Source organism: Pararhodobacter sp. (assembly GCF_034676545.1).
Lineage (GTDB): Bacteria > Pseudomonadota > Alphaproteobacteria > Rhodobacterales > Rhodobacteraceae > Pararhodobacter.
The window spans coordinates 1,665,369-1,688,998 of sequence record NZ_JAUCBZ010000015.1; the positions used below are offsets into that span (position 1 = coordinate 1,665,369).

The 23,630-nt window shown below is 63.0% G+C and carries 22 protein-coding genes and 1 pseudogene; 11 read left to right on the top strand and 12 right to left on the bottom strand.

The genetic code is table 11. The annotated features are described in order from the left end of the window. Positions 1 to 5: 5 nt before the first annotated feature. Entirely contained in the window at positions 6 to 311 is a 306-nt protein-coding gene (locus tag VDQ28_RS11660) for a hypothetical protein (protein WP_323036096.1), read from the top strand. 60 nt (positions 312 to 371) lie between these two features. Beyond that, positions 372 to 1,187: a serine O-acetyltransferase gene (gene cysE / locus VDQ28_RS11665; protein ID WP_323036097.1), complete on the top strand. Its 816-nt coding sequence runs from the start codon at positions 372 to 374 to the stop codon at positions 1,185 to 1,187. A gap of 43 nt (positions 1,188 to 1,230) precedes the next feature. Here cysE and VDQ28_RS11670 read toward each other — a convergent pair whose 3' ends face one another. The 5 genes and pseudogenes from VDQ28_RS11670 to VDQ28_RS11690 form a co-directional block, all read right to left on the bottom strand. Beyond that, on the bottom strand, positions 1,231 to 2,121 hold the full coding sequence (locus VDQ28_RS11670; RefSeq protein ID WP_323036098.1) for a DMT family transporter: 891 nt from the start codon (positions 2,119 to 2,121) through the stop codon (positions 1,231 to 1,233). Between the two features lie 115 nt (positions 2,122 to 2,236). Further along, the gene (locus VDQ28_RS11675; protein ID WP_323036099.1) at positions 2,237 to 3,559 is read right to left on the bottom strand and encodes a pyruvate dehydrogenase complex dihydrolipoamide acetyltransferase; all 1,323 of its coding nucleotides are present in this window, start codon (positions 3,557 to 3,559) and stop codon (positions 2,237 to 2,239) included. Positions 3,560 to 3,569: 10 nt separating this feature from the next. After that, positions 3,570 to 4,937, bottom strand: a complete 1,368-nt coding sequence (locus tag VDQ28_RS11680; RefSeq protein WP_323036100.1) for a pyruvate dehydrogenase complex E1 component subunit beta — start codon at positions 4,935 to 4,937, stop codon at positions 3,570 to 3,572. A 13-nt stretch (positions 4,938 to 4,950) separates the two neighbouring features. Continuing rightward, positions 4,951 to 5,936: pseudogene (gene pdhA, locus VDQ28_RS11685) on the bottom strand (pyruvate dehydrogenase (acetyl-transferring) E1 component subunit alpha). Between the two features lie 132 nt (positions 5,937 to 6,068). Continuing rightward, positions 6,069 to 6,365 carry an FtsB family cell division protein gene (locus VDQ28_RS11690; protein WP_323036101.1) on the bottom strand — a complete coding sequence of 99 codons (297 nt, stop codon included), beginning with the start codon at positions 6,363 to 6,365 and terminating at the stop codon, positions 6,069 to 6,071. Positions 6,366 to 6,529: 164 nt separating this feature from the next. Here VDQ28_RS11690 and VDQ28_RS11695 point away from each other — a divergent pair, with 164 nt between their 5' ends. Next, complete coding sequence (locus tag VDQ28_RS11695; protein WP_323036102.1) at positions 6,530 to 8,119, top strand: acyl-CoA dehydrogenase family protein; 1,590 nt, start codon at positions 6,530 to 6,532, stop codon at positions 8,117 to 8,119. Between the two features lie 54 nt (positions 8,120 to 8,173). On the opposite strand, the gene VDQ28_RS11700 is transcribed toward VDQ28_RS11695, so the two are convergent. Further along, complete coding sequence (locus VDQ28_RS11700; protein WP_323036103.1) at positions 8,174 to 8,542, bottom strand: hypothetical protein; 369 nt, start codon at positions 8,540 to 8,542, stop codon at positions 8,174 to 8,176. Positions 8,543 to 8,651: 109 nt separating this feature from the next. Then, the gene (locus VDQ28_RS11705) at positions 8,652 to 9,005 is read right to left on the bottom strand and encodes a helix-turn-helix transcriptional regulator (protein ID WP_323036104.1); all 354 of its coding nucleotides are present in this window, start codon (positions 9,003 to 9,005) and stop codon (positions 8,652 to 8,654) included. 175 nt (positions 9,006 to 9,180) lie between these two features. Between VDQ28_RS11705 and VDQ28_RS11710 the strand changes: the two genes are divergently transcribed. Genes VDQ28_RS11710 through VDQ28_RS11725 form a run of 4 tightly spaced genes read left to right on the top strand, consistent with a single transcriptional unit; the run spans position 9,181 to position 11,910 of the window. After that, entirely contained in the window at positions 9,181 to 9,435 is a 255-nt protein-coding gene (locus VDQ28_RS11710) for a twin-arginine translocase TatA/TatE family subunit (protein ID WP_323036105.1), read from the top strand. A 51-nt stretch (positions 9,436 to 9,486) separates the two neighbouring features. After that, the gene (gene tatB, locus VDQ28_RS11715) at positions 9,487 to 10,167 is read left to right on the top strand and encodes a Sec-independent protein translocase protein TatB (RefSeq protein WP_323036106.1); all 681 of its coding nucleotides are present in this window, start codon (positions 9,487 to 9,489) and stop codon (positions 10,165 to 10,167) included. Between the two features lie 7 nt (positions 10,168 to 10,174). Further along, complete coding sequence (gene tatC / locus VDQ28_RS11720) at positions 10,175 to 11,071, top strand: twin-arginine translocase subunit TatC (protein WP_323036107.1); 897 nt, start codon at positions 10,175 to 10,177, stop codon at positions 11,069 to 11,071. Further along, positions 11,068 to 11,910 (top strand): ATP-binding protein, encoded by an 843-nt coding sequence (locus VDQ28_RS11725; protein ID WP_323036108.1) that lies wholly within the window; start codon positions 11,068 to 11,070, stop codon positions 11,908 to 11,910. Before tatC ends, VDQ28_RS11725 begins: the two co-directional genes overlap by 4 nt. A gap of 78 nt (positions 11,911 to 11,988) precedes the next feature. On the opposite strand, the gene VDQ28_RS11730 is transcribed toward VDQ28_RS11725, so the two are convergent. Both VDQ28_RS11730 and speB read right to left on the bottom strand, forming a co-directional pair. After that, a complete protein-coding gene (locus VDQ28_RS11730) occupies positions 11,989 to 12,426 on the bottom strand; it encodes a DUF1499 domain-containing protein (protein WP_323036109.1) in 438 nt (145 codons plus the stop codon). Between the two features lie 61 nt (positions 12,427 to 12,487). Then, entirely contained in the window at positions 12,488 to 13,453 is a 966-nt protein-coding gene (gene speB / locus VDQ28_RS11735; protein WP_323036110.1) for an agmatinase, read from the bottom strand. A gap of 185 nt (positions 13,454 to 13,638) precedes the next feature. Between speB and glmU the strand changes: the two genes are divergently transcribed. The 4 genes from glmU (at position 13,639) to VDQ28_RS11755 (ending at position 18,741) form a co-directional block, all read left to right on the top strand. Then, on the top strand, positions 13,639 to 14,991 hold the full coding sequence (gene glmU, locus VDQ28_RS11740) for a bifunctional UDP-N-acetylglucosamine diphosphorylase/glucosamine-1-phosphate N-acetyltransferase GlmU (RefSeq protein WP_323036111.1): 1,353 nt from the start codon (positions 13,639 to 13,641) through the stop codon (positions 14,989 to 14,991). 2 nt (positions 14,992 to 14,993) lie between these two features. Beyond that, a complete protein-coding gene (gene glmS / locus VDQ28_RS11745) occupies positions 14,994 to 16,811 on the top strand; it encodes a glutamine--fructose-6-phosphate transaminase (isomerizing) (protein WP_323036112.1) in 1,818 nt (605 codons plus the stop codon). Positions 16,812 to 16,906: 95 nt separating this feature from the next. Further along, positions 16,907 to 17,614, top strand: coding sequence for a DNA alkylation repair protein (locus VDQ28_RS11750; RefSeq protein WP_323036113.1), 708 nt, complete (start codon positions 16,907 to 16,909; stop codon positions 17,612 to 17,614). 197 nt (positions 17,615 to 17,811) lie between these two features. After that, the gene (locus tag VDQ28_RS11755) at positions 17,812 to 18,741 is read left to right on the top strand and encodes a class I fructose-bisphosphate aldolase (RefSeq protein WP_323036114.1); all 930 of its coding nucleotides are present in this window, start codon (positions 17,812 to 17,814) and stop codon (positions 18,739 to 18,741) included. A gap of 1 nt (position 18,742) precedes the next feature. On the opposite strand, the gene VDQ28_RS11760 is transcribed toward VDQ28_RS11755, so the two are convergent. The 3 genes from VDQ28_RS11760 to dnaG form a co-directional block, all read right to left on the bottom strand. After that, complete coding sequence (locus VDQ28_RS11760) at positions 18,743 to 19,273, bottom strand: DNA-3-methyladenine glycosylase (RefSeq protein WP_323036115.1); 531 nt, start codon at positions 19,271 to 19,273, stop codon at positions 18,743 to 18,745. 217 nt (positions 19,274 to 19,490) lie between these two features. After that, positions 19,491 to 21,506 carry an RNA polymerase sigma factor RpoD gene (gene rpoD / locus VDQ28_RS11765; protein ID WP_323036116.1) on the bottom strand — a complete coding sequence of 672 codons (2,016 nt, stop codon included), beginning with the start codon at positions 21,504 to 21,506 and terminating at the stop codon, positions 19,491 to 19,493. Positions 21,507 to 21,619: 113 nt separating this feature from the next. Then, positions 21,620 to 23,593 (bottom strand): DNA primase, encoded by a 1,974-nt coding sequence (gene dnaG, locus VDQ28_RS11770; RefSeq protein ID WP_323036117.1) that lies wholly within the window; start codon positions 23,591 to 23,593, stop codon positions 21,620 to 21,622. Positions 23,594 to 23,630: the final 37 nt, after the last annotated feature.

Consider the following 23,630-nt stretch of genomic DNA (forward strand, 5'->3'; position numbering starts at 1 on the left):
CGGGTATGCGACCCGTCACACAAACCGATCTCATGGCGGCGGCGCGGGTGCTCATGGCGGCACCCGCAGCGTCACGACCCCATGAGGCGCAAACCATGATCGCGCAGGCGCGGCTCGCGGATCGCTTTCGGCAGAACACCGGTCGTCCGCACCCGCGATTCGGCAATGGCACCTTGCTGTCGGTGGCGCTGAACAGACCCGGTGCCGACCCGATTTCCCCCGGTGATCCCGAGTATCTCGCCTGTTTTGCGTTGATGATTGACGTGGTTTTGGCGCGATATTCGCCGCCTGACCCCGGAAAACCACGGTAGCCCACTGGAAAATCGCGCGTTTTTCTCTATCTTCGAGAGTCTGAACGCACGGAGGCTCCAATGCCAGAACTCAAGTCGAACGTCGCGCCGCTGGACCCTGTCTGGCAGCGTATCCGCAGCGAGGCGCTTGACGTCGTCCGTGACGAGCCGTTGATGGGCGGTGTGATGCACAACAACCTGTTGCACCATTCGACCATGGAATGCGCGCTGGCGTTCCGCTTTGCGCTCAAGTTGAAATCACCGGAAATCAGCGAGCAGATCCTGCGTGAAATCGCCGATGAGGCCTATGCCAACAACGCCTGGCTCGGTCAGGCGGCGCGCGCGGATATGTTGGCAGTCTATGACCGCGACCCGGCGTGCCACCGCTATTTGCAGCCCTTGATGTATTTCAAGGGATATCAAGCGGTTCAAGCCTACCGTATCGGGCATTGGCTGTGGAACAGCGGGCGCGTTGACATGGCGTCCTTTGTGCAAATGCGCATTTCCGAGATGTTCGGCGTCGATATTCACCCCGCCGCCCGGATCGGCAAGGGTATCATGATCGACCACGCCCATTCGATCGTGATCGGCGAAACCGCAGTCGTGGGCGATGACGTCTCGATGCTGCATTCGGTCACATTGGGCGGCACTGGCAAGGAAGATGGCGACCGGCACCCGAAAATCGGCAATGGTGTGCTGATCGGTGCGGGGGCCAAGGTTTTGGGCAACATCAAAGTGGGGTGCTGCTCGCGGATCGCCGCCGGCTCGGTGGTTCTGGCCGATGTACCGCCCTCTGCCACGGTTGCCGGGGTGCCCGCGCGGATAATCGGTGAGGCGGGCTGTCCGCAGCCGTCCATCTCGATGAACCACCAGTTTGACGACCAATCCCCGCTTTAGCGCCAATCGAGACGCGCCACGGGCCGGGCGTCTCTTTTCGGCGCTAGTCTGACGCTTGCGCGGCAACCCGCTCTCGCCACACAATATAGGTGCCGCTGGCGATGATCACCGCTGCACCCAGATAAGTGGCCAAGGCCGGCACCTCACCCCAAAAGATCCAGCCCAGCAACGTTGCCCAGATCAGCGCCGTATAGTCAAAAGGTGCGACCACAGACGCCGGTGCAAAGCGGAAGGCCTGGGTCATCATTGTCATGCCCGCCGTTCCGAAAAACGCGATGCCGACGAACAGCCACAGGTCTTGCACAAGCACCGGAACCCAGACGAAGGGCATCAAAAACGCCGCCAGGACCGCCCCGGCACCGACCAGATAGAGCATCAAGGTCCAGACGCTTTCGCGCGGATCGACCCAGCGCGCGCTGATCATCAAGATCGCATAAAACAGCGCCGTGGCGACGGGCAAAAGCGATGCCATCTGAAACGTCGAGCCACCCGGTTGCACAACGATCAACACGCCCGCAAAACCCAGCAAAACCGCCGACCAGCGCCGCCAGCCGACGACCTCTTTCAGCACCAGCGCCGACAGGGCGGTGATGAACACCGGGGCCACGAAGATCAGCGCCGTGGCCTCGGCCAAGGCCAGATATTTGAGGCTGGTGAAAAACAGCAAAGCTGCGCAGAGCCAGATCAACCCGCGCAACAAATGGGCGGCGGGCCGATAGGATTTCAACGCCTTGCGCCCGCCGAACCTGAGTACGACCAGAATGGCAAAGGGCAGGGCGATGATATTGCGGATGAAAAGCACCTGCGCGGGGGAGTATCCGGCGGTCAACGTCTTGGCGATCGCGTCATTCACGCACAGCATGGCAACGCCGACACACATCAAGAGGATGCCGACGCTTGCCGTTGAGCGTCCTTGGCGGAGTGTTGCCTGCATGCGCGATCCGTTCAATTGTTCACAGGTGAATGAACCACAACCGGCAACGCCTGCCAATGAAAAACCCGCGTCACACCGGGGTGACGCGGGTTCGCATTGTGTCAGGCTTGGCCTCTCAGGCCAGCATTGCCATCGGGTTCTCAAGATTCTCGATCACCGCGGCCAGAAATTCCGCCCCCAGCGCGCCGTCGATCACCCGGTGATCCACCGACAAGGTCATCGACATCACGGTTGCCACGGTCAGCGCACCATCCTTGCCGACCACCGGTTGCTTGATCCCCGCACCCACGGCCAGGATCGAGCCATGCGGCGGGTTGATCACGGCGTCGAAATTCTCGATGCCCATCATGCCAAGATTGGAGATCGCAAAGCTGCCGCCGGTGTATTCGGCGGGGGACAATTTGCGATTGCGGGCGCGGGTGGCCAGATCCTTCATCTCGGCCGATATGGCCGACAGCGATTTCAGATGCGCGTCCTTGATCACCGGGGTGAACAGGCCGCCCTCGATCGCCACGGCCACCGCCACATCCGACGGCTTCAACCGCAGCATCCGGTCGCCGGCCCAGACCGTGTTGCACTCGGGCACTTTTTGCAGCGCCATGGCGCAGGCTTTGATGATGAAATCATTGACGCTCAACTTGACGCCGCGTGATTCCAGCTGTCCGTTCAACTGGCTGCGGAATTTCATCAGCGCGTCCAACTGCACCGAGCGGCGCAGATAGAAATGCGGGATGGTCTGCTTGGCTTCGGTCAGGCGGGCGGCCACGGTCTTGCGCATCCCGTCCAGCTTGACCTCTTCAAACGCGCGGCCCTCGAACATCTTCATCACGGTTTCGGCGCTCGCACCGGTCGCCATGCCAGCCTTCGCAACGGGGGCCGCAGCGGGCGCTGCCGCCGCCGCCGGAGCCGCCTTGGGTGCCGCGCTGGCCCGCTCGACATCGGCTTTGACGATGCGACCATGCGGCCCGGAGCCCTTGAGCGACGCCAGATCAAGCCCCTTGTCCGCCGCAATCCGGCGCGCGAGGGGCGACGCAAAGATCCGCTTGCCATCCGCAACCGGGGCGGCGGGTGCCGCCTTGGCCGGGGTGGCCGCGCTTGCCTTCGGGGCTTCGACTTTGGCAGCCTCGACTTTGGCAGCCTCGGCCTTGGCGGGTGCCGTCTTGGCGGGGGCAGCCGCGATGTCGTCGGCGCTTTCGCCATCCTCCAACAGCACGGCGATGAGGGTGTTCACTTTCACCCCCTCGGTGCCCTCGGCAACCGCCAGTTTGCCGATCACCCCATCGTCAACGGCTTCGAATTCCATCGTTGCCTTGTCGGTCTCGATTTCGGCGATGATCTGGCCCGAGGTGACTGTGTCGCCCTCTTTGACCAACCATTTTGCCAGCGTGCCCTCCTCCATGGTGGGCGACAGCGCGGGCATCAGAATTTCCACGGGCATGGCGCGCTCCTCAGCGGTAGGTGACTTTTTTCGCGGCCTGGACAACCTCATCGGTCGTCACAAGTGCCAGTTTTTCAAGATTGGCGGCATAGGGCATCGGCACGTCCTTGCCGCACAGGTTTATCACGGGTGCATCAAGGTAATCAAAGGCTTGCTCCATCACCACACTGGTGATGAAATTGCCAACCGAGCCCTGCGGGAAGCCCTCTTCGACGGTGATCAGACGGTTGGTCTTGCGCACCGAGGTCAGGATCGCCTCGGTATCCATCGGGCGGATGGTGCGCAGGTCGATGACCTCGGCGCTGATCCCGTCCTTGGCCAGACGCTCGGCGGCTTCCAGCGCATAGGTCATGCCGATGCCAAAGCTGACGATGGTCAGATCCGTGCCTTCGCGGGCGGTGCGGGCCTTGCCGATGGGCACGGTGAAATCCGCCAGATCCGGCACGTCGAACGACCGACCATAGAGGATCTCGTTCTCAAGGAACACCACCGGGTTGTTGTCGCGGATCGCGGATTTCAGCAGGCCCTTGGCGTCGGCGGCGGTGTAAGGCATCACCACTTTCAGCCCCGGAATCTGCGCATACCACGCGGCATAACACTGGCTATGCTGCGCTGCGACGCGGGCGGCTGCCCCGTTGGCCCCGCGGAACACGATCGGGCAGGGCATCTGACCGCCCGACATGTACAATGTCTTGGCCGCTGAGTTGACGATATGGTCAATCGCCTGCATCGAAAAGTTGAAGGTCATGAACTCAAGGATCGGGCGCGTGCCCCCCCAGGCCGCACCCACCGCAAGGCCGGTAAAGCCCGCCTCGGTGATCGGCGTATCGACCACCCGGCGCGCGCCGAATTCATCCAGCAAGCCCTGAGAAATCTTGTAAGCGCCCTGATACTCGCCCACTTCTTCGCCCATCAGGAACACGGAGTCGTCGGCGCGCATTTCTTCGGCCATCGCCTCACGCAAGGCTTCGCGCACGGTCATCGACTTCATGGCAGTGCCCTCGGGCCAATCCGGTGCCACCGGGGCCGCAGCCTTTGCCGGGGCCGCAGGGGCGGGCTTTTCCGCCGTGGGGGCCTCGGTCTTGGCGTCAGGCTTGGGGGCCGGGGCCGCGTCGCCGGTTGCATCGGCGCTGTCGCCGTCTTCCAGCAGCACCGCGATGGCATCGTTGACCTTCACACCCTCGGTGCCCTCGGCAACCAACAGCTTGCCCATGGTGCCTTCGTCCACCGCTTCGAATTCCATCGTCGCCTTGTCGGTTTCGATCTCGGCGATGATCATGCCGGCGGTGATCGTATCCCCCTCTTTGACCAGCCATTTGGCCAGCGTGCCTTCTTCCATCGTGGGCGAAAGGGCGGGCATCAGTATTTGGATCGCCATGTCTGGACCTCCCTTAAACGTACACGTCAGTCCACAGCTCGGACAGATCCGGCTCGGGGCTTTCCTTGCTGAAATCAGCGGCGGCGTTGACGATGGCTTTGATTTCCTTGTCGATGGCCTTGAGGTCATCGTCGGTTGCCAATTCGCCGGTCATCAGCAAGTCGCGCACATGCTCGATGGCATCGCGGGTCTCGCGCATTTTCTGCACTTCTTCGCGGGTGCGATATTTCGCCGGGTCCGACATCGAGTGCCCGCGATAGCGATAGGTCATCACTTCCAGAATATAGGGGCCGTCACCCGCGCGACAGGCGGCAATTGCCTTTTCGGCGGCGGCCTTGACGGCCAGGACATCCATCCCGTCCACCGCTTCGCCCTTGATGCCGTACGCCGCGCCCCGTTCCCAAAGGCTGGGCGACTTGGTCGAGCGCTTCATCGAGGTTCCCATCGCATATTGATTGTTTTCAATCACATAGACGACCGGCAGGTTCCACAACTCGGCCATGTTATAGGCCTCATAGACCTGCCCCTGATTCGCCGCGCCATCGCCGAAATAGGTGAAGGTGACGTTGTCGTTGCCCTTGTATTTATCGGCAAAGGCCAAGCCCGTTCCCAGCGGCACCTGCGCGCCGACGATGCCGTGGCCGCCGTAGAAATGCTTCTCCTTGGAGAACATGTGCATCGAGCCGCCCTTGCCCTTCGAGTAGCCTCCCTCGCGGCCCGTCAGCTCGGCCATGACGCCCTTGGGGTCCATGCCCGCGACCAGCATATGCCCGTGATCCCGGTAGCTGGTGATGCGTTTGTCGCCCTCTTTGGCGGCGGCTTCGATGCCGACAACAACGGCCTCCTGCCCGATATAGAGGTGACAGAACCCTCCGATCAAACCCATGCCATAAAGTTGGCCTTTTCCTCGAATCGACGTATCAACAGCATCTCGCGATAGTATTTCAGCAATTCCTCGCCGGATACGTTTGATTTCTGAGCGGTTTTGCGCGTGGCCACTGGTGCCTCCCCTTGGTCGTGCAGGCGATAGTTTAGCGTTAAACCATCTTTTACACCACGAAGGGTCAAATTGCGAGACTCAATTGGAGCGGGCAATGCGAGACCGCCATGCCGCACCATGCGCCTGATAAATCAGCGCAAGACGATTTCGTCGGCCCGCACATAGCCCAGAATATCGCGCGCTTGCTGGTCCAGAAGGTCGAGATCGAGATATCCGTCCGACAGGCGGCGGGTGCGGTTCTCGATTTCGGCAAGCTCCAGCGCAAGGCGGTCACGCTCAACGCGCAGGATCTCGGCGTCGGCTTCCACTTGAATGCGGTTGAACAGGCCAAACTCCCCCTGCACGGCGGCAAAGGTCAGATAAACGCCGAATGTTCCTGCAATGGCATAGAACAAGGCCGGCCCGAAATTGGCACGTTTGCGCTGCATGGTTCTGCTCATGGACCTCTGAATGGGCCTTTCAAACAGGATGCCACAGTCTGCGCGCAAAGGAAATCCCTGTGTTGGCGCGTGTCACCGGGTCGCGACGTCGGGTCAGACTTGCCCGACTCAACGGTCGGGCGCAGTCTGACCGCAAAGCACAGGAGCGCCCCATGACCCATGCAGCCCCCCGCAGTGATCTTGGCACCCACGAGGTTTTCAACCAGCCCGACACGCTGCTGCGTGATCCGTGGGCCGATGATGTCGCCCTGAAAAGCATCCTTGGCGCGGATCCCGGTCTTGCCGCCCTGGGCGCGGCGCTGGGCACGCGCGAGATGCGCGAAGCTGCCCGCGATGCACAAACCTGCCTGCCGCAATTGCGCGCCTTTGACCGGCACGGACGACGGCTGGACGAGGTGCATTTTCACCCCGGGTATCACCAGTTGATGACGCTCGGGCTTGAGGCAGGCTATGCCGCGACGGCCTGGGACGGGACCGGTAGCCACCTGCGCCACGCGGCGATCAACTACATGCTCAGTCAGGTGGAACCCGGCGTCTGCTGCCCGATGACGATGACCTACGCGGGCTTTCCCGCGCTGTCGGCCGACCCGGTGCTGGCGGCGGTTTGGCAACCCAGATTGACCGCCCGCGCCTATGATCCCTCGCGCCGCTCGGTGGATCAGAAACAGGCCGTGACGCTGGGCATGGCGATGACCGAAAAGCAGGGCGGATCGGATGTGCGCGCCAATTCCACCCGTGCGGTGCGCGATGGCGAGGGCTACCGGCTGCATGGCCACAAGTGGTTCTGCTCGGCGCCGATGTGCGACGGCTTCCTGACCTTGGCGCAGACTGAGGCCGGGATCACCTGTTTCCTCGTGCCACGCTGGCTGCCCGACGGCACGCGCAACGCCTTCAACATCCTGCGGCTCAAGGACAAACTGGGCAACAAGGCCAACGCCTCGTCGGAAATCGAATACGACGGCACCTATGCGCAGCGATTGGGCGAGGAGGGGCGCGGGGTGCAAACCATCATCGAAATGGTCCATCACACGCGGCTTGATACCGCCATGGCCCCCGCCGGGTTGATGCGCGCGGCACTGGCCGAGGCCGTGCATTGGGCGCGCGGGCGCACCACCTTTCAGCGCAAACTGATCGACCAGCCGATGATGCGCGCCGTGCTGGCCGATCTGGTGCTGGAGTCGGAATCGGCGCTGTTGCTGGCGCTGGATGTGGCGCGCGCCTTTGACGATCCCGACAAGCGCCCCTATGCGCGGCTGTCGGTCGCCTTGGCGAAATTCCTGTCGAACAAACGTGCGCCGGGGATGATTTACGAATGCATGGAGTGTCTGGGCGGCATGGGTTACGTCGAGGATACGCCGCTGCCGATGTTGTATCGCGAAGCACCGCTCAATTCGATCTGGGAGGGGTCGGGCAACGTCATTTGCCTCGACATCCTGCGTACCCTGAACCGCGAACCCGAAGCCGCGGCGCAACTGAACGCTCGGCTGGATGCGGCGCGCGGGCTGGACCCGAGGTTCGACGCGGCACTGGCCACCCACCGTGACCGCTGGCCAGGTCTGCCGCCCGAGGGTGAGGCGCGCTGGTTCGCGGAGTCACTGGCGACGTTGCTATCCGGGGCTGTGATGTTGGCCGACAGCCCGATTGCCGGCGAGTTCATCGACGCCCGCATGGGCTCTGCGCGGGGCAGTGTGATGGGGGCGACGGGCGTTTACGACACCGCGCAAGTCTTGGCGCGGGTTTGATCGCCGGAACCACGGTGCGTGCAAGCACACACCCTACGACGCGTCGCGTGGGTGTCAGAAATGCGCCTTGGGTTCATCGGGTTTGCCTGCCGCCAGTGCCAGCAGCCCGCCGATCAGGCAAAAGCCGATCGGGAACATGGTGAATACGCCAAAGCCGAAGGCCAGGTACATCAGCCCACCGGCCGCCAGCATCAACACCCCGCCCCACATCGCCCGAACGCGTGCCATCGCGCCCCCGGCAATCGCCAGCAACGGCGCGAGGAAGCTGGCGATGCGGATCATCTGCACATTATCGACTTGCGCAAACACCGTCGCCACATCGGCGTGCGTCTCGACAACGACGGTATAGCCATAGCCGAAGAACCCGACCACCATCGCGATCAACCCGCCGATTATTCCCAGCATCAAGGCTGCGTTGCGCATAGGGTGTTCCCTTTCCAAGTGACAAAACCCGGACGAATGGGGCGGGGCGGATCGTCCTGTTGACGTTGAGATAAAGTGTCTGCCCCTTGAAGTTCAAGGCCAATGGCGCTCATTGCGGTGCGATGCCGGCCTGTGGCAGCAGTGTTGCCACCTTGTACAGCAATGTGCGGGCGGCGCGTGCCCGGGGGTGGGTCGGGTCCTCGGCGATACTGCGCAGCGCCTCGCCCAGCACCTCGGCCTCATCCTGGGTCAACGCGGTGGGCGGCAAGACCAGCGGTGTGCGCAGGATATATCCAAGCCCGCGCTCACCCTCGACGGGGATGCCCGTCGCCGCCATGATCGCCATATCGCGCCAGATCGTGCGCGTGGAAACCCCCATGCGCAGCGACAGCTCGGCCGCGGTATGCAACCGTCCGTCGCGCAAGATCTGTACGAGATCATACAATCTCTGGTCGCGGTTCATCGTCTGCCTCCGGTGCCCGGTCAGGGGGCAACTGACAAAATACTGTCAGGAGACCGGCGCTACCACCCCCAATCCGACCGGATTCGGTCTATGTTTTGGCGGCACGGGGCCCTAAATACAAACTCAACCGGTTTCGGCACACCCGTGTGCGAACCACGTCTTCAAGGAGGTCATCATGGCTACCGCACAACTTATCTCTCCGCTGTTCATCAACAACATCGGCCCCTGGGGCTTGCTGCTGATCGGGATCGTCGTTCTGGTGATGTTTGGTCGTGGCAAGGTTGCCGGGCTGATGGGCGAATTCGGCAAGGGCATCACGGCTTTCAAGCGCGGCGTTCGCGATGGCAGCGAAGAGATTGAAAACCAGGCCGACGAGACAACCCGGACCGTCCGCGACGTGACGCCTGAAAACAATCGCGACAACGCTTGAAATGCCTGACTTGGGCCCTCGGGCCTCGGTCTTTGACGCAAGGAGCGGGTGATGTTGGATATCGGCTGGTCCGAAATGCTGATCGTGGGCGTCGTGGCGCTGATTGTGGTGGGTCCGAAAGACCTGCCAAAGATGTTTCACGCGATTGGTGAAATTACGGGCAAAGCGCGCGGCATGGCGCGTGAGTTTCAGCGCGCGATGGATGTTGCCGCCAAAGAGGCGGGTGTCGATGGCATCGCCAAGGATCTGCGCAAGGTGACCTCGGGCCGCGCTTTGAAAGAGGCCGTGGGCTTTGACGACATCGAAAAGGAATTTCGCGACATCGGACGCGACCTGTCCGATGACCGCAAAAGCCCCAAGGCCAAGGCCATGCCAAAAGCCGGCGATGCGAAAGCCGGGGGTGCGAAAACCGGGGGTGCGAAAGCTCTGGAGCCGGAGGAGTCGGAATTTGAGGGTGACGAACTGGACGCCCTCGATCACGATGCGGATCTTGCAGAGCGCAATGCCAATTTGTCAGCGGTCGAAGAACTCCGCCTGATCCGCGCGCAAAAAATCGCGAACGCCCGTCAGAAAGCCGCCGACGCGCGCGCCCGCAAAGAGGCCGAGGCCGAGCCCGAAGCCTGGCGTCCGGCCGCCGCGGCAGCGCCTGCGACCGGGCCGACATTGGCCAAAACAACGGCCCCCACACCGAGTTCGTCGGCGGTTCAGTCCGACGAAGATCCTCAAGGTTAGAACACTGATGACCGCCAAGACCCGTGCCACCGACCGGATCGACGACAGCTCTGCGCCGCTGATCGAGCATCTCGCCGAATTGCGCAACCGGATCATCAAGTCGCTCTTGGCGTTTGTGCTCGCCATGATGCTGTGTTTCACCGTGTGGAACCCGATTTTCAACTTTCTGACCAACCCGCTGTGTGATGCGCTGATGGCGCGCGGTCAGGGATGCAATCTGGTGCTGATCCAGTTGCAAGAGGGCTTCTTTGTTGCGGTCAACATCGCGATGCTGGGCGGCTTTGTCCTGGCCTTCCCGGTGATCGCCTTCCAGATGTGGCGCTTTGTGGCGCCCGGTCTGTATCGCTCTGAAAAAGGGGCGTTTTTGCCGTTTCTGGTTGCGTCGCCCTTCATGTTCTTTGTCGGCGCGGCCTTTGCGTTCTACATCGTCACGCCGATGGCCTATACATTCTTCCTGAATTTCCAACAGTTTGGCAGCGAAGCGACCGATGCGGCGACCGCAACCGGCGCGGTGACCCCCGAAGCCGGAAGCGCCGTCGAGGCCCTGCAGAATGCGGGTATCGCCTTTCAGGGTTCGGTCAATGAATACTTGCGTCTGACGACGAAATTCATCATTGCCTTTGGCCTGTGTTTCCAATTGCCGGTCTTGCTGACGCTGATGGGCAAGGCCGGGTTGGTGTCGGCCAAAGGGCTGCGCGCGGGTCGCAAATGGGCGGTTGTCGGCATTCTGACGCTGGCCGCGGTGGTCACGCCCCCCGATGTCGTGTCGCAAATCGTGCTGTTTATCGCGGTTTACGGGCTCTACGAGGTCTCGGTGATCCTCGTGGCGCGGGTCGAGAAAAAGCGCATCGCCCAATTGCGCGCCGACGGGTATTATGACGACGAAGACGAAGAAGACCTATGACCGATGCCCTCTTGACGCGGATTGCCGAAGCCCTGGAGCGGATCAGCCCAGCCCCGATACCGGCCCCTGATTTTGCAACCGCCGATGCGTTTGTCTGGCACACCGCGCCGGATCGGCTGGAGCCCGTGACCCAAGTGAACCGCGTGCCGCTGGCGCTGTTGCACGGCATCGACCGGGTGCGCGACATTCTTCTGGACAACACGGTGCAATTTGCGCGCGGCCACGCGGCGAACAATGCGCTGCTGTGGGGCGCGCGCGGCATGGGCAAGTCGTCGCTGGTCAAAGCCATTCACGCCGAGGTTCTGTCCCGCGGTCTGCCCTGTACCCTGGTCGAAATTCAGCGCGAGGATCTGCCGACGGTGGGCCGCCTGCTGGGGCATTTGCGCGACGCACCGGCGCAGCGGTTCGTGCTCTATTGCGATGACCTCAGCTTCAGCCACGACGATCAGCACTACAAGTCGCTCAAGGCGCTTCTGGATGGCGGCATCGAGGGGCGGCCGGCGAATGTGGTGCTCTACGCCACCTCGAACCGCCGCCACTTGATGCCGCGCGACATGATCGAGAACGAACGCTCCTCGGCGATCAGCCCCTCCGAGGCCGTGGAAGAGAAAGTGTCGCTGTCGGATCGGTTCGGGCTGTGGCTTGGGTTCCATCCGTGCTCGCAAGACGAGTATCTGGCGATGATCGACGGCTATGTGCAGGCTTGGGGGCTGCGTGTTGACCCCGCAACCCTGCGCGCCGAGGCACTCGAATGGCAAGCGACACGCGGGTCACGCTCGGGCCGTGTGGCGTGGCAGTTTTTCAGCGATCTCGCGGGCCGACAGGGGCGCGCGCTTTAGATCTGCCTGTAGGGTGTGTGCTTGCACGCACCTGACCTTGGGGACGGTGCGTGCAAGCACGCACCCTACGATCCGGCATCACTCAGGCATCGACCCGGTCCAGCGCCGCAAGCGCGCAGAATTGACGCCCATATCGCTGTGCCCGAAGCGTGAGCGCGAGAAGGCGATGACCCGCGTGCCGCTGCCTTCGGGTATCAGCCGAAGGCTGATGAAATCTGGATAGCCCATCACCCGCGTGCGCGCGATCCAGGTGCCGAACTGGTCGTCGCCCGCGATCCGCGTGGCGCCCTCGCGTTGTGCCTGTGCCGCAATCGCTGCGGCCGCCTGCTCCGGTGCGAGGCTGGTCACGCGATCAACCCGCGCGAAGTTTGGCGAGGTCGGATCGGGCGCCGTTGCCGGGTCGACGTGCCAATACGCGGCATCATTCGGCGCAACCCTCACCCAGATCCCGAAGATCACGAAAGCCAAAACCAGCGCGACGACCACAATCAAGACAATATTCACGGCATACCTCATAAAATCTCCTTGCCGGGCACCCTAAGGCATCTCGGCGCGTCTGACAAAGCGGAACCGTGGGTCACCCTTTGCGTCGGGTCCAGCCATAAAGGCACAGGAGTTCCATCGCCACATGCGCGCCCGCCACCGCCGTGATCGCGGTCGGGTCATAGGGCGGCGAGACCTCGACCACGTCGCCCCCCGTCAAGTTGATCCCCGCCAGCCCGCGCAAGATCGCCGCCACCTGCCAGCTTGCCAGCCCGCCCCAGACCGGTGTCCCGGTGCCGGGCGCAAAGGCCGGGTCCAGCGCGTCGATATCGAATGTCAGGTAACAGGGTGCCGCGCCGATGATCTCCTTGACCCGCGCCGCCACGGCCTCTGGCCCCAGCCGATGCACCGAGGGCGCGTCAATGACGGTGAATCCATGATACGCCTCGCATTCCGTCCTGATCCCGATCTGCACCGAGTTCTTTGCGTCCACAAACCCCTGTTTCACTGCCTTGTACATCATCGTGCCGTGGTCGATCCGGCTCAGATCATCGTCGGGCCACAGGTCAGAATGCGCGTCGAACTGGATCACCCGCAGCGGCCCGAATTTTTCGGCATGGGCCTGCAGGATCGGCAGGGTGATGTAATGATCGCCGCCCAGCACCAGACTCCCGGCGCCTGCCTCCAGAATCCCCTTGATATGCGCGTGCAGCGCCGCCGGAAACTCCGACACTTTGGCATAGTCGAACGCCACGTCGCCGTAATCGACCACCGACAGCTCGGACAGCGGGTCATAGCCCCAGCCAAAGGGCGGATCATAGGGCTGCAAGGTCGAGGCTTCGCGGATCGCGCGCGGGCCGAACCGGGTGCCCGCCCGATGTGTGACCGCCTGGTCAAAGGGTACACCCGTGACCGCCAGATCAACGCCGCTCAGGTCCTTGGTGTAGGTCCGGCGCAGGAAGCTGACCGCACCGCCAAAGGCGTTCTCATAGGCCAGCCCCCGACGCTCTGGGCGGGTGAAGGCCGTATCAACCTGTGTTTTCGCGTCTTCCAGTGCCATCGCCAAGCCTCCGTCGTGCCGCCTTGGTTTGATCAAAGTTCGAGCCGCCTCGCAAGCCATTGGTGTGCCATGCGTTGCGCGGCCTTCTGCCGGTGTTTCAGCCTGTCATGTTGTGTGATCGGCCGCTGCCTTGCAATGCAGTGGGGTTGCGGTAAAACGGGCGAAAATCTGAGCAGGAACCCCCTATGCCCGTATCCATCGTCATTCTTGCTGCCGGGATGGGCAGCCGGATGAATTCCGAACGGCCCAAGGTGCTGCATCCTTTGGGTGGCGCGCCGTTGCTGGTCCATGCGATGCGCGCCAGCGCGGTTCTGGAACCAGAGCGCGTGGTGGTTGTGACCGGGCACGGGGCCGAGGCAGTGGCCAAAACGGCCAAGGCCGAGAACCCCGATGCGCTGATCGCGCACCAAGCCGCGCAGAACGGCACCGCCCATGCCGTCGCACAGGCGCGTGAGGCGCTGGCGGGCGTTCGGGGCGATGTTTTGGTCCTGTATGGCGATACACCTTTCGTGCGGCCGGAAACGCTTGAGGCGATGCGCGACGCGCGCGCCAAACACGCCGTCGTCGTTCTGGGCTTCGAGGCCGCCGATCCGGGCCGCTATGGGCGGCTTGTGATGCAGGATGAGACGCTGGAAAAGATCGTCGAATTCAAGGACGCGAGTGCGGCAGAGCGCGCCATCACGCTGTGCAATTCGGGTGTGATCTGCGCTGACGCACTGTTACTTTTTCAACTTATTGATGCCGTGGGCAACCAGAATGCCGCTGGGGAATTCTACTTAACCGACATTGTGGCAATTGCCAGACAATTGGGGAAATCGGTCGGCGTGGTGCGCTGCGATGAGGCGGAAACGCTGGGCATCAACACCCGCGCCGAACTGGCCGCGGCCGAAGCCGCGCTGCAAGCGCGGATGCGCGCCGAGGCTCTGGAGGACGGCGTCACCCTGATCGCGCCGGATACCATCCATTTCGCGTTCGATACCGTGATCGGCCGTGATGCCGTGGTCGGTCCGAATGTGGTGTTCGGCCCCGGTGTGACCATCGAATCCGAGGCGACGATCCGCGCCTTTTGTCACCTCGAAGGCTGCCATGTCAGCCGCGGCGCTCAGATCGGCCCGTTTGCGCGGCTGCGTCCGGGGGCCGAATTGGCCGAGGATGTGCATGTCGGCAATTTCGTCGAAATCAAGAACGCGATCCTCGATGAAGGCGCGAAGGTGAACCATCTGTCCTATATCGGCGACGCCGATGTCGGCGAGCGTAGCAACATCGGCGCGGGCACCATCACCTGCAATTATGACGGCGTGTTCAAACATCGCACGACCATCGGCAAACGGGTGTTCATCGGCTCCGACACCATGCTGGTCGCGCCGGTCACGGTTGGCGATGATGCGATGACCGGATCGGGATCGGTGATCACCCAGGATATTCCGCCCGGGGCCTTGGCCCTTGAGCGGTCGGAACAAGTGACGAAACCTGGCCTGGCCTTGCGGTTGATGACCCGGCTGCGCGCCCTCAAAGCAAAACAAACGAAAGAAACCTGAGCATGTGTGGCATTGTCGGTATCCTGGGCAGCAATCAGGTGGCTCCAATGATCCTGGAGGCGCTCAAGCGGTTGGAATACCGCGGCTATGACAGCGCCGGGATCGCCACGGTAAACGATGGCGTTCTTGACCGTCGCCGCGCGGTGGGCAAGCTGGTGAACCTGTCCGACACGCTGGTGCTTGACCCGCTGGCGGGGAAATCCGGCATTGGCCATACCCGCTGGGCGACCCATGGCGCGCCGACGGTGGTCAACGCGCATCCGCATCATTCGGGCGGCGTTGGCGTCGTTCACAATGGCATCATCGAGAATTTCCGGGCGCTGCGCGAGGAATTGGCCGGGGCCGGGCTGATGGCGCAAACCGAGACGGATACCGAAACCGTCGCCCATCTGACGCGCCTCCATCTGGATCGCGGCATGACCCCGGTCGAGGCCGTCGCCGCGACGCTGAAACGGTTGCACGGGGCCTTTGCCCTGGCGTTCCTGTTCGAGGGCGAGGACGACCTGATGATCGGCGCGCGCAAGGGTTCGCCCTTGGCGGTGGGGTATGGCAAGGGCGAGATGTATCTGGGCTCGGACGCCATCGCGCTGGCACCGATGACCGACCGCGTCACCTATCTCGAAGAGGGGGACTGGGTCGTGCTGACCCGCGCGGGCGCGACGATCTTTGATGAAGCTGGCCAATTGGCGAACCGCCCCATCACTCATATCCGGCTGGAACAGACCCGCGTCGACAAGGCCGGGCACAAGCATTTCATGGCCAAAGAGATCGCCGAACAACCCTCGGTGCTTCAGGCCTCGCTGGCGTTTCACACCAGCCCGGACAAAACGGAACTGGCGCTGCCCGACACGGTGGATTTCAGCACCTGCGACCGGGTGACGATGGTCGCCTGCGGCACCGGGCATTATGCCACACAGGTTGCGAAATACTGGTTCGAGCAACTCGCGCATCTGTCGGTCGAGACCGACGTTGCCTCGGAGTTCCGCTATCGCCAGCCGGTACTCAGCGAGACCGGGATCGGGATTTTTGTCAGCCAATCGGGTGAAACCGCTGACACGCTGGCCGCGCTGCGCCACGTCCAGGGCAAGGTCGCCAAAACCATCGGCGTGATCAACGTCGCAACCTCGTCCATCGCGCGCGAGACGGATGTCGCGGTGTCCATCCATGCGGGGCCCGAAATCAGCGTGGCCTCGACCAAAGGGTTCACGGCGCAGCTTCTGGTGCTGTTGTTGTTGGCGCTGAAGGCCGGGCAGGACCGCGGGCGGTTGTCAAAAGCACAGGTGGCCGAGCATCTGGCCGATCTGCGCAGGTTGCCCGCGTTGGTCTCGGCGGCGATGGACCATGAGCCCGAGATCGAGAGCCTGGCGGTCAAGCTGGCCGAGTCCCGCGACGCGCTGTTTCTGGGGCGCGGCACGATGTATCCGCTGGCTCTGGAGGCGGCGCTGAAACTCAAGGAACTCAGCTACATGCATGCCGAAGGCTATGCCTCGGGCGAGTTGAAACACGGACCGATCGCGCTGATCGACAAGACCATGCCGGTGATCGTTCTGGCACCGCGCGACGCGCTCTACGACAAGACCGTCTCGAATATGCAAGAGGTGATGGCGCGGCAGGGCAAAGTGATCCTGATCTCGGACAAGGCCGGGTTGGCCGAGGCGGGCGAGACATGGGCGCAACTGGTGATGCCGACCGTGCCTGACCTTCTGGCGCCGATTGTCTACGCGATCCCCGCGCAGCTTTTGTCCTATCACACGGCACTGGCGCTGGGCACCGATGTCGATCAACCGCGCAATCTGGCGAAATCCGTTACCGTGGAGTGAACGGACCCCACACTGGGGCCGCCGCGCAAGCGAACACATATCTCTGGGCGCGGGGCCCGGGCCAGAACGCAGCTTCAGAACAGGATGACTCGCGGATGACCGAAATCACACTCGAAGCCGCGTTGGAGGCTCTGACCGCCCTGGCTGACCCGGTGCGCGCCGCTGAGATGGCGCAATACCACAAGATCGAGCGCCCCTATCTGGGCCTCGGCAATCCACAGATTGACGCGTTGGTGCGCGATTGGCGCGCGGCCTGTTCGCTTGACGGACGGATCACCTTGGCGGATGGGCTGTGGCAAAACGGCAGTCACGAGTCGATGATCGCCGCCGCCAAACTGCTGACCCAAGCCCGGATGCGCCCCGATGACACGACCGCCTGGCAGGTGATCGCGGGCTGGGCCGAAGGGTTCGAGGGCTGGGCCACCGCCGATCATGCCTGTTCTGCGGGTGGGCGTCGGTTGATCGCCGACCCCTCGCGTCTGGATCATGTCGAGGGTTGGACCACGCATCCCAACATGTGGACCCGCCGCGCCGCGCTGGTGATGACGCTGCCCTGGGCGCGGCTGTCAAACCCCAAACCCGCCGATGTCGAGGCGCGTCAACGGGTGTTGCGCTGGGCCGAGGGGTATCTTGAGGAGACCGACTGGTTCATGCACAAGGCGATCGGCTGGTGGCTGCGCGATCTGTCGCGCCATGATCCTCAGATGACAATCGCCTGGGTCGAGGCGCATGGCGACCGGCTCAAGGCCTTCGCGCGCCGCGAGGCGATGCGCCATATCAACGACAAACGCCCGTCGCGCTGATCTTCGGCCGACGATTGCGAAACACGGAAACTCAGCGGGATTCCGGCGGAATCGAGCATTTTCCGGCTCTGACACGGCAGAATGGCGAAATCCCGCAAAAACCTGTGCCTGTGTGCGCTAACGTCCAGACTGCGCCATTGTCGGAACACATTTGCGCGGGTATCCGTTAGGCAGCAGTCAAACAGAGGGGATCCGCCATGCGCGCGACAAAAATCGTTCAGAAAATCCTGGCCAATTACGAGGGCGAAACCCCCGGCGTGAAGGCCAACCTGTGCCGCATGTTGATGAACGGCAAATTGGGCGGCACCGGCAAGATGATCATCCTGCCCGTCGATCAGGGGTTCGAACACGGCCCGGCCCGCAGCTTTGCCCCCAACCCCGCCGGCTATGACCCGCATTATCATTATCAACTGGCAATTGATGCCGGGTTGAACGCCTACGCGGCCCCGCTTGGTCCGTTGGAGGCCGGGGCGGATACCTTTGCCGGGCAGATTCCGACGATCCTGAAGGTCAACAGCGCCAACTCGCTGATGAGCGACGGGGCGGGCAAGAACCAGGCCGTGACGGCCTCGGTGGATGACGCGCTGCGGATCGGGGCGGGGGCGATTGGCTTCACGATCTACCCGGGCTCGGACATGGCGCTCGATATGTTCGAAGAGATCGTCGAGATGCGCCGCGAAGCCGCGTCCAAGGGGATCGCGACGGTGATCTGGTCCTATCCGCGCGGCGAGGCCGTGACCAAGGACGGCGAAACCGCGATTGATGTGGCAGCCTATGCGGCGCATATCGCGGCGCTGTTGGGGGCGCATATCATCAAGATCAAGCTGGGCACCGACCATCTGATGCTGCCCGAGGCGAAAAAGGTCTATGAGGCGCAAAAGATCGACATCGCCAGCCAGGCGGCGCGGGTGAAACATTGCGTGCAATCGTCGTTCAATGGTCGTCGGTTGATCGTGTTCTCGGGTGGTGCGGCCAAGGGCGCCGATGCGGTGTTTGATGATGCCCGCGCGATCCGCGATGGCGGCGGGAACGGCTCGATCATCGGGCGTAACAGTTTCCAGCGCTCGCGCGAGGATGCGTTGGAAATGCTGGCCACGCTGGTTGATATCTATCGCGGCAAGGCCTGAGCTAACGCGGGAAGGGTCGCGAGAGATAGCGCGACCCTTTCAACCCGAAGCGACGCGGCCAGTCGGCGGCCTTGGTGATGCCGATCCGGGGGCCGGTGACAAGGTCAACCGGCGCGCCATCCGTGATCCGGAACTCGGGCGGTCCAAAGGGCCGCCCGTAGTCATTCAGGGTGATCCCCAAAGCCTGCGCGACATTTCCCGGCCCCAGCGCGAGACGTTTGGCGGTGCCGCGCCGGTCGGCCATCAGGTCGAGCCCGGCGATGGGCTGCAGGGCGCGGATCAAGACGGCATGACCGGGCTGGCCGACGATACTCAGGCACCAATGCAGCCCATAGGATCGGTAAACATAGGCGTGGCCAGAGGGGCCGAAAATCGCGGCGTTGCGTTTGGTGGGGCCGGGGTAGGAATGGGCGGCGGGATCGTCGGGGGAGTAGGCCTCGGTCTCGGTGATGATCCCGGCGCAGCCCCGGACGGTCAGGGTCGCGCCGATCAGGGCGGGGGCAAGCTCGGGGGCGGGGCGGTCGAAATCCATCACGACAGGATAAATCGGTTCTCGGGACTTGAACAGGGCGATGTCCCCCCGAGGGACAATGTGTGAGACAGGGGATATCAAGGGGTTAGCGTGTTGGGTTTACCCGGTGTTAACCGATTGGCGTAGGGTGTGTGCTTGCACGCACCGTTGGCGAAGGTGCGTGCAAGCACGCACCCTACGGGCCTTCAAAAAAGGCGCCCCGAAGGGCGCCCTTAATTCACTGATCCAGGAAGCTCCTCAGCTTCCTGCTCCTGCTCGGGTGTTTCAGCTTCCGCAGGGCCTTGGCCTCGATTTGCCGGATGCGTTCGCGGGTCACGCTGAACTGTTGGCCGACTTCCTCAAGGGTGTGATCGGTGTTCATGCCGATGCCAAACCGCATGCGCAACACGCGTTCTTCGCGCGGGGTCAGGGACGACAGCACGCGGGTTGTCGTCTCGCGCAGGTTCTCTTGAATCGCCGAATCCAGGGGCAGAACCGCGTTCTTGTCCTCGATGAAGTCGCCCAGTTGCGAATCTTCCTCGTCGCCAATCGGCGTTTCCAGGGAAATCGGCTCTTTGGCGATTTTCAGGACCTTGCGGACCTTGTCGAGCGGCATTTGCAGCTTTTCGGCCAGTTCCTCGGGTGAGGGTTCGCGGCCGATTTCGTGCAGGATCTGGCGCGAGGTGCGCACCAGCTTGTTCATCGTCTCGATCATATGCACCGGAATGCGGATGGTGCGCGCCTGATCGGCGATGCTTCGGGTGATCGCCTGCCGGATCCACCACGTCGCGTAAGTGCTGAATTTATAGCCGCGACGGTATTCGAATTTGTCGACGGCCTTCATCAGACCGATGTTGCCTTCCTGAATGAGATCAAGGAATTGCAACCCGCGGTTGGTGTATTTCTTGGCAATCGAGATCACCAGACGCAGGTTGGCCTCGACCATTTCCTTCTTGGCCTGACGGGCTTCTTTCTCGCCCTTCTGGACCTGCTGCACGATGCGGCGGAATTCGGAAATATCGACGCCGACGTAATGACCGACCTCGGCCATTTCGTCGCGCAATTCCAAGACCTTGGGGCCGGTGCGTTCAAACAGCGCCTGCCAGCCGCGCCCCTTGGCGGCGGCCATGCGGTCGCACCATGTGGGGTCGAGCTCATAACCGCGGTATTCGTCGATGAATTCGCGCCGGTTGATGCGGGCCTGATCGGCCAGACGGACCATCGACGAGTCAATCGTCATGATCTTCTTGTTGATGCCGTACAACTGGTCGATCAACGCTTCGATACGGTTGTTGTGCAGGTGCAGCGAGTTCACCAGCTCGACGATTTCCGAGCGCAGCTTCTGATAGGCGGTTTCCTCGACCGTCGAGAAACGCGCATCCTCATTGAGCGTGGCTTCCATGCGCAGCTTTTGCATTTCGACCAGTTTCTCATGGTCCTTGGCAATCAGGCCGAGGGTTTCCAGAACCCGCGGCTTGAGCGATTCCTCCATCGCGGCCAGTGACATGCTGGTCTGGTCGTATTCGTCGTCGTCGTCGTCGGCCCCGTTCAGCGGATTGCCGTCGGCGTCGAGTTCGGGCTCGGCCTTTGCGGTGGGCGGCGGTGCGTGGCGGGCCGCGGCGGCGGCGGCGGTGGCCGACCCGGTGCTGGCGGTGTCCACCAGCGGCGCCTCGTCGTCATCCTCCAGCGAGTTGCCGAAGGTCGCGTCAAGGTCGATGACCTCGCGCAGCAACACATCCTCGGAGAGCAATTCGTCGCGCCAGATGATGATCGCCTGGAAGGTCAGCGGGCTTTCGCACAGCCCGGCGATCATCGTGTTGCGGCCGGCCTCGATGCGCTTGGCGATGGCGATTTCGCCCTCGCGCGACAAGAGTTCGACCGAGCCCATTTCGCGCAGGTACATGCGCACCGGATCATCGGTGCGGTCCAGCACTTCGGCGGTCGAGGTGGAGACCACGACATCCGTCGAGCCGGAGCCATCGCCGGTGGTCGCGGGCACAGAGGCTTCGGTTTCCTCGGCCTCTTCCTCTTCGACGACGTTGATGCCCATTTCCGAGAGCATCGACATGACGTCTTCGATTTGCTCGGAGGCAACCTGATCGGGTGGCATCACCTGATTGAGTTGCTCATAGGTGATGAACCCGCGTTCTTTGGCAGCGGCGATCATACGCCTGACGGAGGCCTGACTCATGTCGAGCGTGAATTCGCTGTCCTGGTCTTCGGTCTTCGCGTCGTCGTTGTCTTTGGCGACCATGATTCCTCCGGCAGGGCGATACGTGATTCGGCTTGGTCGAGAGATAACTCTTGGTTTGGCCGAATCACAGGGGCTAGGTGAAAATATAGGTGATTCGCAGGGTGTTCGTAGGGCTACTTGGGTCTGGAACGGTCTTTTTTGACCCAAACTTCTTGTGTGATCATCTGATCCAGCAGTGATTTGCCGTCTTTGGGCGCGGTTTCCGAATCATCTGTGGTGTCGGGGAAGGCGATTCGCACGGCGCGCTCGCGTTCGGCCTTGGCCTGCTCCAGCCGCCAGGTCAGCCCTTCATCGGCGAGATGGGCGATTTGTTCCATGGCTTCCATCGTTTCGCGCTGGCCGCCCTGGGTGGCGCGCAGCACGCCGAACTCATGGTCGAGAAACCGGATGGCCTCGGCGGCCTCGGCGCGGGCGCGGCGCAGGGGCAAGGTTTGCAGATAGGGCAGCGACAGGTGGCGGGTCAGCGTGTCGCCGAGGGTTTGCGCCAGGGTGGCGGCATCGGGGGGCGTTGCGCTATGGCTGACCCGCAGCAGGGCGCGTTGCAGGTCTTGCAGGTCGGGGCGGCGGGTTTCCAGGTGCAGCAGGCGGTCGTCAAAGCGCAGCAGCAGGCTGGGTTGGGCGGCGAGCGTGGTCAGGATGCTGATGGCGCGCAGATCCTCGTCGGCCGGCCCGGTGCCCGCGGCCAGCAGCGAGCCCCGGGTGCCGGGCAGCGAGGGTTCGGGCGCGGGTTTGCGCCAGGTGCCCTTGCCGCCGCCGGATTGCCCGTCGTTGTATCTTTTGCCAGCGCGAAACGGCTCTTTGCGGTCGCTGAACAGCGCGCGGCGCTGCTGGCGAAAATCCTCGGTGTAATGTTCGCGCAGGCTGGGGTCTTGCAGACGGCCCAGCAACGCGTTGAGGCGCTGGTCGAGGGCGGCGCGGCGCTCGGGGCTGTCGAACACCTGCCCGGCGATCTCACGCTCCCACAACAGCTTTGCCATCGGCACGGCGCGGTCGATCAGCGCGCGCATCGCCGCCGCCCCCGAGGCGCGCAGCACGTCATCGGGGTCTTGGCCGCCGGGCAGCAGAACAAAGCGCAGGCTGTGCCCGGCGGTGATCAGCGGCAGCGCCAGATCGGCCAGCCGATGCCCGGCGCGCAGCCCCGCCGTGTCGCCGTCCAGCGCGACCATCGGCTCATCGCTCATGCGCCACATCAGACGCAACTGATCCTCGGTGATGGCGGTGCCAAGGGGGGCCACGGCCCCCTCGAACCCGGCGTTCACGAGGGCGATGACGTCCATATAGCCCTCGGCGACGATCAGCGGCGTGCCCTTGCCCATCGCGGCGCGGGCCGGGCCGATGTTGTAGAGCGTGCGCCCCTTGTCGAACAGCGGCGTTTCCGGAGAGTTCAAGTATTTGGCGCGCGCATCCTCGGCCATGGCGCGGCCGCCGAAGGCGATGCAGCGGTCGCGGGCGTCGCGGATCGGGAACATGATGCGGCCGCGAAACCGGTCATAGGGCTGCCCGCCATCATCGGGCCTGGCGCAAAGCCCGGCCTCGATGATCAGGTCGGGAGCGATGCCGGCCTGGGTCAAATGCTGCCACAACCCGTGGCGCGTGTCAGGGGCGAACCCGATGCCCCAATGCTCGCGCTGCGCCTGCGTCAGGCCGCGACGGTCGAGATAGGCGCGCGCCTCGGCGGCTTGCCCACCCATCAGTTGCATCCGGTAATAGCGCACCGCTTGCTCCATCACCTCGGTCAAGGTGGTGCGGCGGTCCGCGCGCTGGCGGTCACCCGGCTCGCGTTCGGGCATGGTCATGCCAGCTTCGCGCGCCAGCGTTTCGACCGCCTCCATGAACGGCATGTTCTGGGTTTCCTGCAAGAATTTCAGCGTATCGCCTTTGGCCTGACAGCCGAAGCAATAGTAAAACCCCTTGCGATCATCGACATGGAACGACGCGGTTTTTTCCTGGTGGAACGGGCAGGGTGCCCAGAAATCACCCTTGCCCTGATTCGACTTGCGCAGATCCCACGTCACCGCCCGGCCAACCACCTGAGCGATCGACACGCGGGTACGCAGTTCATCAAGGAAACCGGGTGGGAGCGACATAAGACCCTGTGAGTCGGTGTGGCAGAGCTACAGATAT